The sequence below is a fragment of the Pseudoalteromonas citrea genome, from assembly GCF_000238375.3.
GTDB lineage: Bacteria > Pseudomonadota > Gammaproteobacteria > Enterobacterales > Alteromonadaceae > Pseudoalteromonas > Pseudoalteromonas citrea.
In genome coordinates this window covers 1,127,768-1,144,898 of sequence record NZ_AHBZ03000027.1, presented here as the reverse complement: position 1 = coordinate 1,144,898, position 17,131 = coordinate 1,127,768, and the positions used below count along the sequence as shown (strand labels likewise).

Genomic DNA, 17,131 nt, shown 5'->3' with positions numbered 1-17,131 from the left:
TTTTGATTTAATAAGCTTTTACTTTAAATGGATTTAATTTCAAATGTCTAATAATGCTATTCCTGGTGTTGAGTTTATCGATAACGCCAATCAAAGAACTCCTTGTGTGCTCGTTTTAGATGCCTCAGGCTCTATGTACGGTGAGCCACTTAAACAGCTTAATCTTGGTCTTAAAATTTTTGAAGAGCAATTAAAGAGCGACCTCTCAACCGCATTAAGAATACAAGTATTGGTGTTAGCTGTAGGCGGTCATGACGATGTTGAAGTTTTACAGCCTTGGGTGGATGCCGTCGATTTTAAAGCGCCAACCATTAAAGCTGGTGGCTTAACACCGCTAGGTGCCGGTATGGACGCTGCATTGACTGAAGTACAACAACAAAAGTCGGTGTATGATAGCAATGGTATTTCTAGCACTAGACCTTGGATAATTCTCTTATCTGATGGCTGTCCAACCGATATTGACTGGGAAAGTTCAGCAAAAGCATGCCGGCAGGCTGAATCAAATAAACAAGTTGTTGTTTTTCCAATTGGTACTGAAGGTGCAGATTTTGAAGCCTTAAGCCAATTTTCAAATAAGTCAGCTAAAAAATTAAAAGGTTTAAACTTTAGTGAATTGTTTGTGTGGTTAAGTCGTTCTATGGCGACGGTTTCTGCTAGTGTTCCTGGGCAAAAAGTTCGCTTACCTGCTCCTGATGAATGGGCAGAGGTTGAAATTTAATGTCTACACGTTTTTTAGGTAGCGCAATTACCGGAACATCTCACCTTTCTAAGGATATTCCTTGCCAAGACGCTTGGCAAGTAACCAAAAACTCAAGCGGTGTTGTGGCTTGCTTGTCTGATGGTGCGGGCTCTGCAGTACATTCTCACATTGGCTCTAGACTATTAGTCGATACCGTTTGCCAAGTTTTAGCTCAAACAATATCAATGGATGAAAATACACTAAGCCGTATCGAAGGCGCTATTAGTCAAGTCAGAGATGAGGTGGGTAAACAAGGACCATTATCTGATTATCACGCAACCTTATGTGGCATAGTCACTAATAATAATGGCAGTTTAGTTTTTCATATTGGCGATGGTTTAATTATTGGTATCAATCCCGATGATTGGTCTGACTTTGTGGTGAGTGAGCCTGAAAATGGCGAGTTTTCCGAAACAACTTACTTTTTTACGCTACCTGACTGGCAATCACATTTGCGCTATATTTGTGCTCCTAAGCGTTACAAACTTTGGTTTTTAATGTCTGATGGTGCTGCTAGTTTTGCCGCGTTAACCAACCCTTATCGTCCAACAGAAAATTTTTTATTGCCTGTACACCAATACTTAAAAAGTGTTGATAGCATTACTGGCGAACAGGCGTTAGCTAATACTTTAAAAGATCCTCGTACTGACGTTATTACCAGCGATGATAAAACCTTAGTTTGGCTGTTTAATGAGTAATAACGTAAACCTGATCTACCTTGATGGCAAGACACAAAAAATACGCTACCACAAGAAGGCAATTAGCAGTGGTGCTGATGGCACTATTTATGCGAGTGTTGATAAAAAATTAGCTTTAAAAATTTATCATGATCCGCTTAAAGATAAGCAACGGCAAGATAAATTGTGGCAAATGCTATCTCATGCTCCCAAAGGCAACGGCTTTTGTTGGCCAGTAGCCATACTTAGTGATCAGAAGAGTAATTTCATCGGCTACGCGATGCCATTACTTGATTTGAGCCACTGCCATACGCTTGAAATGTTACTCTCAAAGCGCTTACGTTCTTCTTTAGGTATCAGCGAAAGCTATCAATTTAGAGTAAAAGTTGCGGTTAATTTAGCTCAAAAAGTGGCTGAATTGCATCAACTTGGCCATCATATTATTGATTTAAAGCCAGCTAACTTGTCATTTGATCAACGCAACGCAGAAGTAGTCGTTCTCGACTGTGACGGCTTTTCTATACAAGGTAATAACAAGCAATTTCTGGGGCATCAATACACCGCAGGTTATATTGCCCCAGAAGCCTTTGCTGCCCAACTTGCTCCTGAAAAGTTAGGTGAAGCACAAGACTTATTTGCTTTAGCTGCGATATTGTTTCAACTGTTAAATAATGGCTTGCACCCTTTTCAAGGCGTTTCAAAAGACGGTAAGTCACTTCCAACCGATAACCAAGCAAAAATTACCGCTGGCCTTTATGCTTACGCTAAAATGCCACATAAAAAAATAAAGCCGTCTCCGTGGAGTATACATGATGATTTTCCTGATGCTTTACTACAAGCGTTCAGCCAAAGTTTAACCAACACTCACCGCATAAAAGCCAGTGCATGGCAGCAGTTACTAGCAAAGCAGAGCCTCAACCTTAAGGTCTGTCAACAAGATATCAGCCATAGTTATTGGCAAAAAAATTGCCCGCATTGTAAGCTAGGTCAAACCAGAGTCAACATACAGCAACAGGCAAAAACTCAGAAGAAGGCAACAAAAAGAAAACATCAAACAATTAATGGGCACAATTTATCAACCGGTAATGTAGTGGCAAGTGCTCTTTCAAAAATGGGACCCTCAACATTATTATTTGTAATTTTCGCCATTATTTTTATTGTGGTTATCTTTACCTCGATAGATTTTAATTCTGCCCCCACTAGCGTAAATGTACCTAAAAAAGAAGTTAAACAACGCGAAATTTCGGCTATCAGCTCAGAAATATCTACCTTGAGCAAAGCACCTACCATAGCAGTAGCTAATTCATTATCAGGTAATATAACTTACCGTGAAATAAAAAGAGGGTCTCAATCTAAAGCTAATAAATTAGCTGAAATACCTTTTCATCAATTCACTCGTTTTGACTCATCATCTAATTTTCCATTACTAAATTACTTTCCTTTTGGAGTGATATCTCCAAGTAGCTCAGCTGAGATCAGCTTAAAAACGATTAATTTTGAAATGATGGGAAAGGAGCTAGGCCAACTTAAAAAGCAAAACGATAGACTATACCGATTAAACGATTGGCAATACGACAATAATACTGAAACTGCCTATGTTTATAAATGTAAATACAATCCGAGTATTTGTACTGGAGTTAGCCAAGTAGGTATGGGTGAAGAAGTTACCTATACGTTTAACTCCTTCAGTGCTGAAAGAATATTAATGGAGAATCCGACAGAAAAAACAGCGCATAGTTATCGTCCTTGGCGATTTAGTTTAACGTCTTCTGGCAAAAAATTAATAATGGCGAGCAGTTTCGAGTTAGTGGTTTATGATGTTAATAGCCCTAAAGAGCCTTTATTAAAGCAAAAATTACCAACCAAGTGGCAAGATTGGCATATTACGCGGTTGTTAACGATTGATGGAGGTCAACGATTACTACTGTCTTTGGCGAAAAGCGAAAAATATGGCGTAAACTACCAAGGATTTGTGGTTGAACTCACTTTAACTGATGGTTCATACTTGGTAACAACTGACTTTTCGACCTTACCTAATGCTAACTTAATGTCGGGCGTAGATATTGCGACGAACTTATCTGGAGATATTTTAGCGATAGGAGAATACGCAGAAGAAGAAATAAATAATGATAAATATTATACCTTTTTTGGTGACTCTGTTGAAGTGGCGCTAGCCTACCCGATGATCAGCTTGTGGAAAAAAACTACGTTGGGATGGCAGCCAATAAACACTCCTAACGGAAAAACTATACGAATCACACCAAAACAAAGAAAACCAACAAAAGTATTAGTTAAAGTACCGGCAAGTATTAGTAACACTAAAGCAAAGATGTCATTTATGCGAAACTCTAAACTCGTCAATGAATTAGGCTTAAATAGAGGTTTTAAACTAAATCAAACCGGTGATACCTTATTAACCGGCATTGATGCAAAAGAGCAACGTGATACTATATTTGCTAAAGCGTTTATCTATAAATTAGATGCTTCGACGAATAGCCTAACACTAAGCGCTAAGCTGGCGAGAAGTTATAGATCTTCTGACAGTTCAAACGCTGATAGCTTCGACACAAAAAGAATCGCCCACTTAAGCTCTACCCTATCAAACGATGGTAAACAGGCCGCACTTGGCTGGTTTATGTTATCTGATGTTAAATCCGCAGATTTTAAAAAGACCTTAGCGACTCAAGAATATAAACTTGATCTTTTTAATATTAACTAACGTACTTTGAAAGAAAGTTGTAAATAACGTAAGAGGAAGTTTAAAATAGCTTATTCAACTAAATATGAAAGTGGATTAAGATTACATATATGGACACTCCCGGTATGTCAGTTAAAATTTACTATTAATACCCATAAAGCCCCCCTCAAAGCACATAATGAAAATCAAAGTGAAAAGCCACTAAACGATTGAATCAAAATAGGAAGTCGGCTATGGTTGAGGCATCAATAAAAAATAAATTAAAACGAGTAATTCTACAGGCTCGTTAGGTTTTCAAGATGGAATTGGAGCAAATCAACGATTATCTTTCTAAACTCGAAGGTCCTGCTGATGTAGAAAATATATCAGTTGAGAAATCCGATGTTACGGTATCATTGTTAATTAAATTTAATGGTGATATTGGAACCAAAGATGATGGTGAAATAGAACTAGAGTTTTATGGCGTTGATTCAATGTGTCTTTCATTTCGCTTATTGGCTCCTGTAAAACTGGAACAATCGAACGAACTAGCGGTAAGTGTAATGGATTCTAATTATCTTGAAAACGAGCTTAATTTCTATCAACTTACCGATGATGTAGGTGCTAAATGGTGGATTTACGCTAAAGGGTTTAAGGCAAGGTTATTACCTGTCTATTACGGGTAAAGAAAACCTAACAAACAGTTTAAAAGCGAACAAAATTAAGTTGGCTGGTTTCGCTCCTCTTCAAATTTTAGCCAACTAAATTTTGCCTTTTAACTGAGGCGTTAGCTGTAAAGGGGATTTATCATGAGTTGCGCGATTATTGTTTTAGGATCACCCAATGACGAAAATGGAAATTTATTACCAATTGCCCTTTCAAGGTCTGAAAAAGCACTTTCTGAGTATAATAGAATTGGTGATTGTAAAATACTTTGTACTGGTGGCTTTGGTCAGCATTTTAATTCAACCAATATTCCACATGGGAAATATTTACAAGAGCATTTAATGTCTAATGGTGTTCCTCTCTCTTCATTTGTTGAGATTGCTTTAAGCTCCTTTACTCGAGAAGATGCAACGCTATCCAAACCTATATTAGAAAAGCATTCTATTACGAATGTAGTTTTGGTTACGTCGGATTTCCATATGGAACGTGCAAAATTGGTATTCAACCATATACTCCCTAATATAGAGTTTGTATATTCAGAGGCTACAACAATAACTACCCAAGTTGAGTTTAAAGAGTTACTTCAGCATGAAAAAAATGCAATCAAACGTGAGTTAGCAAATTTTTAAAGCTAACAAGTAAGGATAGGTGTCGCGCAGGGCCTTGTTGATCAAATAGCTAAATCAAAATAGTCATTTGAACGTCCACGGCCACCGTGTTTTTCGGTATTTTGCCACTTTGAGATGGCACTATCACTTAGCCAAATATTGATGTTACCGCGTTGAACAAAAGCACGGTTGTACTGTGAGCAATTCCTACTTTTCTTCTTCATTTCAAGGTGTGGGTATTTAATAATCTTAATGACAATAATCCATTAAATTCAATCCATTAGTAAAAAGTATCATTTATCACCGATAGAAATAGGCCAACTAGAAAAAGCGTAATGGCACTATTTCAAAAGCATCAAAATTATTTTTATTATACGCTTCTAAATGCAAATCAATAATCTCATGTGCAGGTACGTTGTCCGCTTTATACACATTATCTAAGTTTAAAATATTCTGCTTATCTACAGCAAACACAACTTCTGTATAAATAGCAAACATCAATAACACACAAGGTAGAATTAATTTCATATTAGTTCCATCTACTCGTTCAAATGAATGTTGGGGCCAACTAAAACACCTTCAAAAATTACACTTACTGCCCCGCCGCATTTCGCAGTTCATCCAGCATACGCGCATCACCAATGATATTGTCAAATAGCTGCTTTAATTTAGCATCAGAAGCGTTATCGTAAAGGCTCAAAATATCTTGAGCGACTTTTTTACTGAGTTCAGGTTGTTTACTTTGTGACTTATAATACTGCGCCACTAACCCTTCGGCAGCCATGCTTCTAATGTAATCGTTATCTTCTTTTTCTAATAAAGACATAAAGCTATCTGATACCCTAGCATCGGCAACTGGTGTATGGGCAACCACTTCTAATGCTTGAATTTTAACCTTATCATCACTGCTATTTCTGCCAATACTCAATATCGCATCAACCGCTTCATAATCATATTCTGGCATTTCTGTTTTATTGAGCATAAACATTGTCATTTGCAATTGACTCATCGCGGCTAAGCGCTCTGTTGCCGATAGGTTCTCATCCACAATCTGAGCTTTTAAGTCTTTACCTACTTGTCGTGCATAATCGGGATCTGTTTTTATTCTTATTTCATAATCTTCGGGCAAATCCTCATAAAAGCCATACATTGGGTTTTTTTCTTTGAGTTTTTGACGATCTTGCTCTTCTTTTAAGGCTATCACTTCAAGTACCGCATCTTGAAAATCAGCCTGAACAGGCATGCCTTGAGGTGCCTCTACATCATTGAACTGCTGATTGTTCAAGCGTTCTTCTAAATCGAGTATGTATCGACGTAACTCTAATATCTCAGCGCTTAAACTATCATTGCTATTGTTTTCAACCCATTGCCTGTTGTATTCATCATTGTTTGAGCTAATAGTCTCACCAGTTTGAGTCACAATTACCTCATTGTCAGTGAAAACACCATAGACTGATACCGCCAGCGCCAAAGCGGCTAGCAACACTGCGAAATTACCTTTATTAGAAGACATAAATAACCCATGAAATATAAAATCAGAAAGTTATACAAAGAAGATACGCAGGTCACGTAGAAAACTGTAAAAAGTTGTACACCATGCAAAAAGATACCACTAAGTGATACTAAACTTTACTCACTCCTTGTATCGGTTAAGAAAACATCATAGCATCAAATTTAAAAGAAAAAACAGTTAATTACATATATAATTATTCATAAAACATAATCCAAAAGCATTGTCATATTATCTCTTTTATAACTCAACTGGTGTGTTCATTAGTATATGAAGTCTATATAAATACGTCAAAAGTGGATTACCCTCCTCGTCCTTTTAATGAGCTTAAGTAAATTATATTAAAACGATCGGTACCAGATCTTGTTATCACCGCAGTTTGGCGATTAACCGCATCTAAATTTACAAACATTGACAAACTCGGTCATATTTTTTGCACATTTGTCTTCCATTTTATAGTTACCGAACAAGAACGGTTAAGTCTTTTAAAGAAAAACAAATGGCAAGTAAGTCATGCACATAAAATTAAATGTGATTTTCTTTGAACCTTTGTCAACCATCCTATGGTTGAACCGTTGCTACCTTTGAATCTACTAAAAAAGAGAATGACTATGAAACTTTCTATCATCAACATCGCACTAATTGGTACTGCATTAACGGCTTTAACACTCAGCACACCAGCTGATGCACGCAAGGGCGGTAAAGGTGGCAAAAAAGCGCCTGAAACACTATTTGCACGTATCGATGCAGATACCAGCGGCGCAATTACACTCGACGAGGTGCTCGCTAACATTGATACTCAGGCGCAAAAAAAGCTTGATAGAGCTGATACAGATGCAAGCTCTGAAATTGAACTGAGTGAATTTTTAGCTAAGAAGCGTCATCAAACTGATTTATCTGCTTATGCAGCAGATATTGTACAGTGTGTACAAGATGCGAAAGACGACAGTGGAGATGCAAATATTGTGGTTCCTACTGCTGACAAGTTTGCTTCACCAGAAACAAAATTTGCTGCGCTCGATACAGATCTAAGTGGTGGCCTAAGCTTATCTGAAATAACCACCGCCGTTACAGCACACAAAACAGATGCATTCACTGACATGGACGCAGACAATAGTAATGACGTAACTGTTGAGGAGTTTACTGCCCATTTTGAATCAAGAAAAGCGACTCGAGTTGCAGTGAAAACCTGTATTGATGAATTAGTTGACGACTCAGATCCAGTATAAGATTCAGTAAATAATTAAGTGTAATTTGAATCAAGCAGATAGTATTCAATTAATTTAATGATATCCGTGAGCAAGTATCGATAGCCCAGTCTATCGATACTTTTTATCATAAGAAACCGTCTCAACTAAGCCTTTACACGGTTAAAGTGGCCCCACAGCCAAAAGTAAACTCCCTCTACTACGTTGTAGCTAAAAGTATCTATGGCATTAAATTTGCTCATTACTCTCCGTCACAACCCCCTGATCTGATGAGGATAATCGATGATAGTCAGCAACTCTATGAACTTGGCAGCCATTAACCCTAGAAAGCATTTTACCGGTAATTAAACCAAATCTCGTGATTTATTTTCCCTTCCTGTGACTGACTAAAGGTCCATTCATCACCCAATATAGTGGTGCCTCCAGCATTACTACAGAAGATAATTTTGACCAAAAAAGGTCTATACGCATCGTAATAAGCAGCACCGTCCATTGTAAAATGATTGGTGTTGAACTGCATCACTTCTGGGTGAAGTGGCAGCGCCTTTGGCATTGTGCCAACCTGATCAGCAACATAGCACTTTCCATCATCTGCTTGGTTATCAATGAATACACTTGCGCTATATTGCACATCTTTGTAATGGCCTGGCGTACGACCAAATATAGGTTGCCACTGGCTCGCGACAACATTTGACTCCAACGTCACTTTAGGCGCACCTGGTACTTTATGATGAACAACATAATCAACACCCTCTGCTTGGCAAGTTAAACGCAAGGATTTCGCATTGTGTATATTACCTTCTGGTACCTCACCATAAAACGCAACGTCGCTGATGTTTAAATCACCTATTTTGTACCCTGCCACATCATCAAATATAGCAACATGAGAACATTCAGCGCCCATTCCTTGGGTCTCATAAAACCCTTGGAAATAGCGAGAATTTGAGGTAACCACTTCCACTTTACTGACAGGCCCGTGGGTATAGGTACTCACTCGGTTACTTTCCGAGTCTTGGTCATAAATTACGCCAGCCAACGCACTATTTGATGCACACGCCACCACAAATAAGCTTGATAAATATTTCATCCTAATTTCCTTTTTAATTTCGCTTGGTCATTTTCTAAAATTAAACTATCAAGCAAAAAACAATAAGTCAATTTAAATGACTTATTGTTTTTTATGCACATTACCGTCCAAAGATTACAAAAACCAGCGAATTAAAACCCTTCGATAATTTAATTAATGGCAATTAAGTAAACCACTCAAAAGCGACGTAAATACCCGTTTCCCTATCATGTATTAATATTGAAACAGTTTTGAAAGACGCTATTCACAAAACCTCACTATGATAATGTGTTTTATATCTGGGGGTTACAATGAAAATAACACGTTATTTGCTATTAAGCATATTGCCAACAATCGTGATGGCTGCACCGGAAGTACATTACAATGAATGTAAATCAAGTTTTAATTACCTAGGCGCTGACTACCAAGGCACCACCAATAAAAATAATGCAGGTAGCCAGTGGTGTTACTTAAAAAGCCCAGTTGAAGAGGCTAGTTGGGGACATGTCCGCGCTGAAACCATACCAAAATTCAAAACAATATCAGGTAAAACTTGTATGGCGCCTTCATCCTATATGGGTGAACAGTTTTATGGTTGCTCTTCACGTAATCACACAACACCTTGGTGCTATATCGATGGGAATAGTTGGGAAGAGTGCGACCCAACCCCTCCCTCTGAACTGTTATCACATACTCAACCACTGCAAAGTAAACGCTTAGACCGGGTCGCACTTGGCTCTTGCTTTAAAACGCAAGGCGACATGCCAGATGCGTTATCACGGTTAATTGGCCATAAGCCCGATCTGTTTTTATGGCTGGGGGATAATATTTACGCCGATACCACCGATATGAGTCGAATGCGCCAAAAATATGATGACAAAAAGCTCAACCCCGACTATCAAAAATTTCTAGAAGCAAAAATCCCTGTCATGGCAACATGGGATGACCATGATTTCGGTCAGAATAATGATGGTAAGCACTACCCAAAACGCGCTCAATCACAACAAGCTTACTTACGCCATTTTGATGTGCCTTCTGAAGACCTACGCCATACAACGCAACAGGGTATATATGAAGCCAAAATGCTCGGCCAACCTGGCGAGCAAACCCATGTTATCACGCTCGACGCTCGCTATTTCAGATCACCAACCTTTAGCAGTTATGGTGAATGTGAAGGAGCCAGCAGTTCTATTTTAGGTATGGCGCAATGGCAATGGCTAGAAAAGGAACTCGCAAAGCCCTCTGAAATTAAGCTCATTGCCAGTGGCATTCAGGTTTTGCCGCCACTTTATCAAGGCCGAGCTAGAAATAAATACTGTGCCTATGCTGATGGCGTTGAGTTTGATCAAGCAATCAGTAATTTGAATGAGTCATCAATGTCAGGGACTAGTTATGAATCTTGGGCAGAAATGCCGGCCCAACGTGAAAAGCTGCTCCGTCTAGTTCAAAAGTCAATAAACGCCGGTCATACTAAAGCGGTTATTTTCTTATCAGGTGATCAACACTGGGGTGAGCTGCTGCAAAAAAACATTCCAGCCAGTAATGAATATGGCAAAGCAACCACAGTGTACGAAATTACCGCGTCAGGCTTTGGCCAAAGCTGGCCATATCATATTGAAAACCCTCTGCGTTTACCAGTTTATGCCGACACTAAAGGCGATGGCAGCTTCACACAACAGTGCCATTTTCCAGCTAAACACAATGGGAAAAGCCACAAAAGTTGTTTAACACAAGATCGCTCTAAGCCATGGTGTTATACCCAAGTAGACGAACAAAATAATGGTAATGAAGCACACTGGGGCTACTGCGCAGGTAATGGCGCAGACATTCCTACCGGTAAAGTAGGTGTGGTTAGCAAAAATATCTCTCAGCTATCCACCAGCGACCGTCACTTGGTAAATAAATCAGGCAGTAACTACGGTATGTTAGACATAGATTGGCAAAATAGAGAGATCAAACTTTCAATTCAAACGGCTGATGAAGAAGCAGTATCGACGATAGTTAGGTTTTAACTCAGATTTATACAGTGGGGCATCTAGCCTCACTGTATCTTAAAAAGAATTTAAAGCATTACTTTTAATACAAGAAAATAAAAACAAATTATCACCTGTTGCTCAAAGTAACTATTCCCACTTTAGTTTAAACAGCTTTACCTAAACACCCATTAACCCTATTTTGAACTCGTTCAACCAAAAGGTAATTCACGGGTACTAAAATAAGCGTGATCATCGTCGCAAACACAATGCCAAAGCCAAGCGAAACAGCCATCGGGATCAAAAACTGGGCTTGGGTCTGTTGTTCAAATAATAATGGCATTAAGCCAAAAAAAGTCGTGATACTGGTTAACATCACCGGCCTAAATCGCGCAGCGCCAGCATTCAGCACAGCCGTCATAACCTCATACCCTTTTCGCCGTTGCTTATTGATATAATCCACCAAGACCAAAGAGTCATTTACCACAACACCCACCAACGCCAACATGCCCAGTAAACTCATTATGGTCAGTTCCATAGACATGATCCAATGCCCAATAACAGCACCTATCATACCAAATGGGATCACACTCATTACGATCAGCGGCTGCACATAAGACTTAAAGGGTATCGCGAGCAATGCGTATATCACAAAGAATACCAGTATTAATGCCCAGCCCAATGAACTAAAAGACTCTCTTTGTTCTTTTGCTTCACCTTCTAGTGAATGGCTAATGCCGGGATATTGTAAAACCAATTGGTCTAAAAATATCTTCAGGTCACTTTGTAACACCGTCATATTGGTATTGGCCTTTTCAATATCGGCTGTGACGTTCACCGTACGATAACGATCGATACGATAGATACTTGAGGGGCTTTGCCCTGGGGTCAACGTTGCAATATGACTTAACGGTACCGTTTGGCCTGATGGCGTATTAATTAATATTTCATTAAGCGTGGCCAAATTGCTACGCTCTTTTAACGGCAAACGCACCATCACACGCACATCATCACGGCCACGCTGAATACGCTGTACTTGCGCACCAAAAAATGCACTGCGGATCTGTCTTGATACCCCTGTACGTGTTAGCCCTAACGCTTGGCCTTGCGCTGTTAACTCAATTTGTAATTCTTCTTTGCCGTCACTCAAGCTATCTGCAATATCAAAAACTGAGGGGTAAGTTGATAAATTCTCTTTGACCTTCTGCGCAGCATCTTTAAGTACTTCTAGCGAAGTTCCCGTTAATTGCACATCAATTGGGTCACTCGAACGACCTATTTCAGCTCTATAAGTAAGGCTTTCTGCACCAGGGATCTGACCAATTAATGTTCGCCATTCGCTGACAAGCTCTCGTGATCCTATATCTAAAGTACGGGTTTCGGGAGGCGTGATCTCAAAACGTACTCGGCCCACATTGCTGGCTCCACCTCGTCCTCCTGTCGTTGCTAATATGTGCGTGATCACACTTTCTCCGGTATCAGGGTCGACATACTTTTCTTTCAGTAACTGTGCTTTATCTGACATCAGATCAATGTATTTTCCCGTCACCTCGAAAGGCGTACCTGTTGGCAGTGTTAAGTTCGCTCTCACCGTTTCACTCGGAATACGTGGGAAAAATATAAACTTAGTCCAGCCACTGCTGATCAAGGCCACAATAATGCAAAAAACACCAATAAATACACTTAAAGTGATCCCTTTACGCGCCACACATTTTTTTAGTAAAGGGTGGTAGTATTTTAAAATGGCTTTTTCAAAACCATCTGCAAAGTTACGTTGAAACTGGCTAAATTTACTCACCCGAGTCGTCGACTTTCTTAACTTGAGATACTTTAAATGTGCAGGTAATACAAACTTAGACTCAACTAACGACATCAATAACACGGGGATCACTATCACCGGAATTTGTGCAAATAACGCCCCTCTAGCGCCTTCAATAAAAGCCAAAGGCAAAAATGCAGCAACGGTTGTTAAAATGCCAAACGTCACTGGCGTTGCAACTTCCTGCGTCCCTTTAATGGCAGCTTCCTCACCAGACTCTGCACTATTGAGGTGGGTGTAAATATTCTCCCCAGTGACGATTGCATCATCAACGACAATACCAAGCACCAAAATAAAGCCAAACAAGCTCATAATGTTGAGGCTAATACCAAAAATAGGCATCGCAATAAAAGCGCCCATAAATGACACCGGAATTCCGATAAATACCCAAAATGCGATGGCAGGGCGTAAAAACAAAGTCAGTAATGCTAAAACCAATATCCCGCCTTGCATTGCATTAGATGCTAAAGTCGAAATGCGATTTTTTACAATCACCGAGTCATCATCCCAGTAACTTAATTCATATCCAAAAGGCAAAGTGCTTTGTCGCGCTTCAATATATGTCTTGACGCTATCGGCCACCTCAATCGCGCTTTGTTGGCCAATACGATACACTTCAATGAAAGCAGCTTGCTTGCCATTAAAGCGTGTGCGTACGGGGGTTTCTTCAAAGGCATCTAAGATAGTCGCAACATCTTCTAAGCGAATAACCGAGCCATCTGGATTGGTTTTAATGGCAATTTTTGCAAAGTCATCCTTACGATAGGCTTGCCCTTTCGAACGAAGTAAAATATCCCCGCCAGAAGATTTTAAATTACCTGCCGATATATCATTGCTTGAATTACCAATTAGCTCAGAAACTTGGTCAATTGTTAAGTCATATTGGCGCAGTTTATCTTGACTAATTTCAATCGCAATTTCATAGCTTCTCACGCCGTCTAGTTCAATCTGTGTTACTGCTGGCAGCCGTAATAAGTCATCTCGTACCTGCTCAGCGAACTCCCGGATCTCCTTTTCACCATAACTGCCAGCAACCGTCACGGTGATCACATCTCTTTTACGCTGTGCCAAAGAAATCACAGGTTTTTCAGCTTCGCCAGGAAAGGTATTGACCGCATCCACGCGACTTTTTATATCAGCCAGCATATCTCTGGGATCGTAGCCAGATGCCACTTCAATGGTGACTGATGCAGCGCCTTCTGAGGAACGGCTAGAGATCTTTTCTATGCCTTCTAAATCTTGAACAGCCTCTTCAACTCGAATAGAAACACTTTGCTCAACGTCCTCAGGCGTTGCGCCACGCAAAGAGATATTGACACTGATCCTGTCCGTTTCAAACGATGGAAACACTTCTAATGGGATCTGCGTCGATAATGAAAATAAGCCTCCAATTAAAATTGATATCATCAATAAATTGGCCGCAACATGGTTGCGGGTAAACCAAGCTATCATATGCCACCTCCTTGAACTTTAGCGTTACGTTCACGCTTCACTTGCTTTGGCACACCCTTTGCCACGGTGACCTTTGTACCAGAACTCACTTGCCCCAGAGGGGTGATGACCAACCTATCACCTGCCGATAAACCCGACTGTACTAACGTTATATCTTGATTTTGCCAAGCTAAGTCAACGTTCTTTCTCATCAAGAGATTTTGTTCATTGAGCACATATACATAGCTGCCCTGGTAGATAGCATGATTGGGAATAGTGAGCGCATTTGATAATGTTTTACCAGTAATTTTCGCGTTGACATATTGACCAATTTTTATCGGAAAATGAGCCAATTTTTTTGCTGAATATGGATCACTAATTTGCGCCACAACATACAGTTGTTGTGACTGGTCATTGATTGCGCCTTCGGTCCGTATTATAGTGCCCTGCCACTGCTGATACCCAACAAGGTCAGAACTAAATATAACCTTCGCTTGTTCACCATTATGCACGCCATCTCGTGATTGCTCTGGCAGAACAACGAACCGTAAATCACCATTATTAATTGGCAAACGCACCTCAACATAATCCACTGCGTAAACTTCTGCCAACTGGCCATTGTTAGAAACCACCTGGCCTACATCAACCTGCTTATTTAATACTCGTCCAGAGAACGGTGCCACCACACGTGTGCGTTCAAGTGCAAGCTGCGCTTTCTCGAGTTTAGCTTGTGCTGAGAGTACATTGGCACGTTGCGCAGCTAATTGAGGCTTGCGCAGCACCAACGAATTTGCATTGGATCCATTGCCCAATCGTTGCCAATCAGCCAACGCTTGTTCACTGCGCGCTTGCTCTTCTAACAGCGCTTGCTCAGCACTGAGTAAGGTGGCTTGCGCAATTTTAACCTCAGCTTGATAATCTCGGTCGTCTATTTGAAGTAACAACTGACCTTTTTCAAAAAAGCCACCATCTCTAAATTGGTCACTAACATAACTGATCTCACCAGATACCTGTGCTACCAACATGCTTTGTGTACGCGGCTTTACGACCCCATAACTATTAATTTCCATGGTGAAATCTTGCGCTGCCAACGTCAATACATCTACCACCATCTGCGCTTGTGGTTTACCTTTTGAGCGCGTGTTCTGTGGTGGGTTACTCACTATAAAAAATATCAACACACCTGTTATGGCTAAGATACACAGAGGCGCTAATACAGATTTAATTGTTTTCATGGGGTACTTCCTCATAGTGAGTCAATTGAAAGTCACCGCCCAGCGCAACATGCAGTGCAACGCGATTTGTGAGTAACTGTTTTTTTATTGAAATCAGATTGCTTTGCGCTTCAAATGAGCGCTTTTGCGCATCGAGTACTGTTGTATAGGTACTCAGCCCTTTTAAATACTGTTCAAATGATAATAGTTGTGCAAACTGTGCATGATCTGCTGCATCACGCGTTTGTTGATACCGTGCCTGTAGCGAGTCTTCTGCGGTGATCGCGTTCTCTACTGCTAAAAAAGCATCCTGAAGCGTATTTAAATAATTTTGCTCTGTCCGTTTTAGTTCTATGTGTGCGATCGCTTCGTTAGCTGCCAGCTTTCCAGCATTAAAAATAGGCGCCGTCATGCCCGCTAATAGCGACCAACCTAGTGCAGAACCAGACAACAATTGACCCAATTCATCGTGATTAAAGCCATAACCCATATTTAAATTTATACTCGGAAAACGTTGCTTGTGGGCATAAGCTAATTCAGCGTCTTTGGCCAGTAACTGATACCAACTAGCCACCAATTGCGGTTTTCGAGTAATTAACTCAGAGGGTAACCCGAACGACACGTCAGACTTTAGCAAAGTAAGATCTGCATCCACCGCTATTACCCCAGCTGGGTAATGCCCGACTAAACGTTCCAACTCTCTTACGGTATTTAATTGAACAGCATGCTGGCTTTCAACTTTGGCTTGTTCATTGTTATATTCACTGCGAGCCAAATACACATCCAACGCACTATTTAAGCCTTTTTGGTATCCACTTTCTATGATATCTAAGTTTTGCGCCACTAATGCAACGCGCTCAACCAATAGCGCCTGCTGTTGATTTGCCTCGATCACTGAAAACCATGCCGTGATCACGTGCGCAACCAACTCATATTGTTGCTGCAGGTATGTGGCTTGTTGCGCCATAAATACCAAATTCGCACGCTGTTCATTTGCCGATAACTTGCCCCATAAATCCAGCTCATACTTTATCGACAAATCCAGTGACTGACTGCTTGCTATAGCCCCTTCTCTGCTAGTCCTTCGCTTTGAACTGTCAAATGATAAATCCAAGGTAGGCCACAAAGCACTGCCAGAAATAATCAATTGCTGACGTGCTGACTCTACAGCAAGCTGTTGCTGGGTAAGCGCATGGTTATTCTGTAAAGCATGACTTACCAATGCATGAAGTTGCGGATTTTGAAACTGTGCTAACCATTCGATTTTTATCGGCTTTGATTGTTCATCTTTCTGCCAATGAGTCGGCACATTGATGTTACTTCGATAGTCACTTGCTATCTCAGATGTACTATTACAGCCACTAAGTAGTAGGCAACCTACTGCTAAATACAGCGTGGTCTTTTGTAGCATCTCTCAATGCTCCTGTTGATTTTTTAATGTATGACAGCCTTAAGTGTAATAGGCCTTATCAAACTAGCTCAACAAACTTTACATAGCCTTACATTTCAACGAGGTTTGTAATATTTCAGCCAATAATTCACA

At 40.2% G+C, this 17,131-nt stretch carries 14 protein-coding genes; 7 read left to right on the top strand and 7 right to left on the bottom strand.

Annotation, left to right across the window (positions count from 1 at the left end; genetic code table 11):
- Nucleotides 1-43 precede the first annotated feature (43 nt).
- The 5 genes from PCIT_RS22925 (at nt 44) to PCIT_RS22905 (ending at nt 5,388) form a co-directional block, all read left to right on the top strand.
- Nucleotides 44-718 carry a vWA domain-containing protein gene (locus tag PCIT_RS22925; RefSeq protein WP_010366022.1) on the top strand — a complete coding sequence of 225 codons (675 nt, stop codon included), beginning with the start codon at nt 44-46 and terminating at the stop codon, nt 716-718.
- Nucleotides 718-1,437, top strand: a complete 720-nt coding sequence (locus PCIT_RS22920) for a PP2C family serine/threonine-protein phosphatase (protein ID WP_010366024.1) — start codon at nt 718-720, stop codon at nt 1,435-1,437. Before PCIT_RS22925 ends, PCIT_RS22920 begins: the two co-directional genes overlap by 1 nt.
- Entirely contained in the window at nt 1,430-4,135 is a 2,706-nt protein-coding gene (locus tag PCIT_RS22915; protein ID WP_010366026.1) for a protein kinase domain-containing protein, read from the top strand. The genes PCIT_RS22920 and PCIT_RS22915 overlap by 8 nt, the downstream gene beginning before the upstream one ends.
- Before the next feature lie 278 nt (nt 4,136-4,413).
- Entirely contained in the window at nt 4,414-4,779 is a 366-nt protein-coding gene (locus PCIT_RS22910) for a hypothetical protein (RefSeq protein WP_010366028.1), read from the top strand.
- 123 nt (nt 4,780-4,902) lie between these two features.
- A complete protein-coding gene (locus tag PCIT_RS22905) occupies nt 4,903-5,388 on the top strand; it encodes a YdcF family protein (RefSeq protein ID WP_010366030.1) in 486 nt (161 codons plus the stop codon).
- Nucleotides 5,389-5,429: 41 nt separating this feature from the next.
- Here PCIT_RS22905 and PCIT_RS22900 read toward each other — a convergent pair whose 3' ends face one another.
- The 3 genes from PCIT_RS22900 to PCIT_RS22890 all read right to left on the bottom strand — a co-directional run bounded on the left by PCIT_RS22900 (nt 5,430) and on the right by PCIT_RS22890 (nt 6,880).
- The gene (locus PCIT_RS22900) at nt 5,430-5,591 is read right to left on the bottom strand and encodes a transposase (protein WP_010366032.1); all 162 of its coding nucleotides are present in this window, start codon (nt 5,589-5,591) and stop codon (nt 5,430-5,432) included.
- A 97-nt stretch (nt 5,592-5,688) separates the two neighbouring features.
- A complete protein-coding gene (locus tag PCIT_RS22895) occupies nt 5,689-5,895 on the bottom strand; it encodes a hypothetical protein (protein WP_010366035.1) in 207 nt (68 codons plus the stop codon).
- Between the two features lie 64 nt (nt 5,896-5,959).
- Nucleotides 5,960-6,880: a hypothetical protein gene (locus PCIT_RS22890; RefSeq protein ID WP_010366036.1), complete on the bottom strand. Its 921-nt coding sequence runs from the start codon at nt 6,878-6,880 to the stop codon at nt 5,960-5,962.
- Between the two features lie 608 nt (nt 6,881-7,488).
- Here PCIT_RS22890 and PCIT_RS22885 point away from each other — a divergent pair.
- Entirely contained in the window at nt 7,489-8,106 is a 618-nt protein-coding gene (locus tag PCIT_RS22885) for an EF-hand domain-containing protein (protein WP_010366038.1), read from the top strand.
- 313 nt (nt 8,107-8,419) lie between these two features.
- On the opposite strand, the gene PCIT_RS22880 is transcribed toward PCIT_RS22885, so the two are convergent.
- Nucleotides 8,420-9,172, bottom strand: coding sequence for a hypothetical protein (locus PCIT_RS22880; RefSeq protein WP_010366040.1), 753 nt, complete (start codon nt 9,170-9,172; stop codon nt 8,420-8,422).
- 290 nt (nt 9,173-9,462) lie between these two features.
- Here PCIT_RS22880 and PCIT_RS22875 point away from each other — a divergent pair, with 290 nt between their 5' ends.
- On the top strand, nt 9,463-11,163 hold the full coding sequence (locus PCIT_RS22875; protein WP_010366042.1) for an alkaline phosphatase D family protein: 1,701 nt from the start codon (nt 9,463-9,465) through the stop codon (nt 11,161-11,163).
- A gap of 127 nt (nt 11,164-11,290) precedes the next feature.
- On the opposite strand, the gene PCIT_RS22870 is transcribed toward PCIT_RS22875, so the two are convergent.
- From PCIT_RS22870 to PCIT_RS22860, 3 genes are read right to left on the bottom strand one after another with little or no spacing between them, the layout of a single operon-like run.
- Nucleotides 11,291-14,395: an efflux RND transporter permease subunit gene (locus tag PCIT_RS22870; RefSeq protein ID WP_010366044.1), complete on the bottom strand. Its 3,105-nt coding sequence runs from the start codon at nt 14,393-14,395 to the stop codon at nt 11,291-11,293.
- Nucleotides 14,392-15,609: an efflux RND transporter periplasmic adaptor subunit gene (locus PCIT_RS22865; protein WP_010366045.1), complete on the bottom strand. Its 1,218-nt coding sequence runs from the start codon at nt 15,607-15,609 to the stop codon at nt 14,392-14,394. The genes PCIT_RS22870 and PCIT_RS22865 overlap by 4 nt, the downstream gene beginning before the upstream one ends.
- A complete protein-coding gene (locus PCIT_RS22860) occupies nt 15,596-16,999 on the bottom strand; it encodes an efflux transporter outer membrane subunit (RefSeq protein WP_010366047.1) in 1,404 nt (467 codons plus the stop codon). The genes PCIT_RS22865 and PCIT_RS22860 overlap by 14 nt, the downstream gene beginning before the upstream one ends.
- Between the last annotated feature and the right edge of the window lie 132 nt (nt 17,000-17,131).

Bases quoted from the DNA above. Each gene is read 5' to 3' on its own strand.
- PCIT_RS22920 (WP_010366024.1), top strand. From the start codon at position 718: ATGTCTACACGTTTTTTAGGTAGCGCAATTACCGGAACATCTCACCTT.
- PCIT_RS22895 (WP_010366035.1), bottom strand. From the start codon at position 5,895: ATGAAATTAATTCTACCTTGTGTGTTATTGATGTTTGCTATTTATACA.
- PCIT_RS22885 (WP_010366038.1), top strand. From the start codon at position 7,489: ATGAAACTTTCTATCATCAACATCGCACTAATTGGTACTGCATTAACG.
- PCIT_RS22910 (WP_010366028.1), top strand. From the start codon at position 4,414: ATGGAATTGGAGCAAATCAACGATTATCTTTCTAAACTCGAAGGTCCT.
- PCIT_RS22905 (WP_010366030.1), top strand. From the start codon at position 4,903: ATGAGTTGCGCGATTATTGTTTTAGGATCACCCAATGACGAAAATGGA.
- PCIT_RS22880 (WP_010366040.1), bottom strand. From the start codon at position 9,172: ATGAAATATTTATCAAGCTTATTTGTGGTGGCGTGTGCATCAAATAGT.
- PCIT_RS22890 (WP_010366036.1), bottom strand. From the start codon at position 6,880: ATGTCTTCTAATAAAGGTAATTTCGCAGTGTTGCTAGCCGCTTTGGCG.
- PCIT_RS22870 (WP_010366044.1), bottom strand. From the start codon at position 14,395: ATGATAGCTTGGTTTACCCGCAACCATGTTGCGGCCAATTTATTGATG.
- PCIT_RS22925 (WP_010366022.1), top strand. From the start codon at position 44: ATGTCTAATAATGCTATTCCTGGTGTTGAGTTTATCGATAACGCCAAT.
- PCIT_RS22915 (WP_010366026.1), top strand. From the start codon at position 1,430: ATGAGTAATAACGTAAACCTGATCTACCTTGATGGCAAGACACAAAAA.
- PCIT_RS22875 (WP_010366042.1), top strand. From the start codon at position 9,463: ATGAAAATAACACGTTATTTGCTATTAAGCATATTGCCAACAATCGTG.
- PCIT_RS22865 (WP_010366045.1), bottom strand. From the start codon at position 15,609: ATGAAAACAATTAAATCTGTATTAGCGCCTCTGTGTATCTTAGCCATA.
- PCIT_RS22900 (WP_010366032.1), bottom strand. From the start codon at position 5,591: ATGAAGAAGAAAAGTAGGAATTGCTCACAGTACAACCGTGCTTTTGTT.
- PCIT_RS22860 (WP_010366047.1), bottom strand. From the start codon at position 16,999: ATGCTACAAAAGACCACGCTGTATTTAGCAGTAGGTTGCCTACTACTT.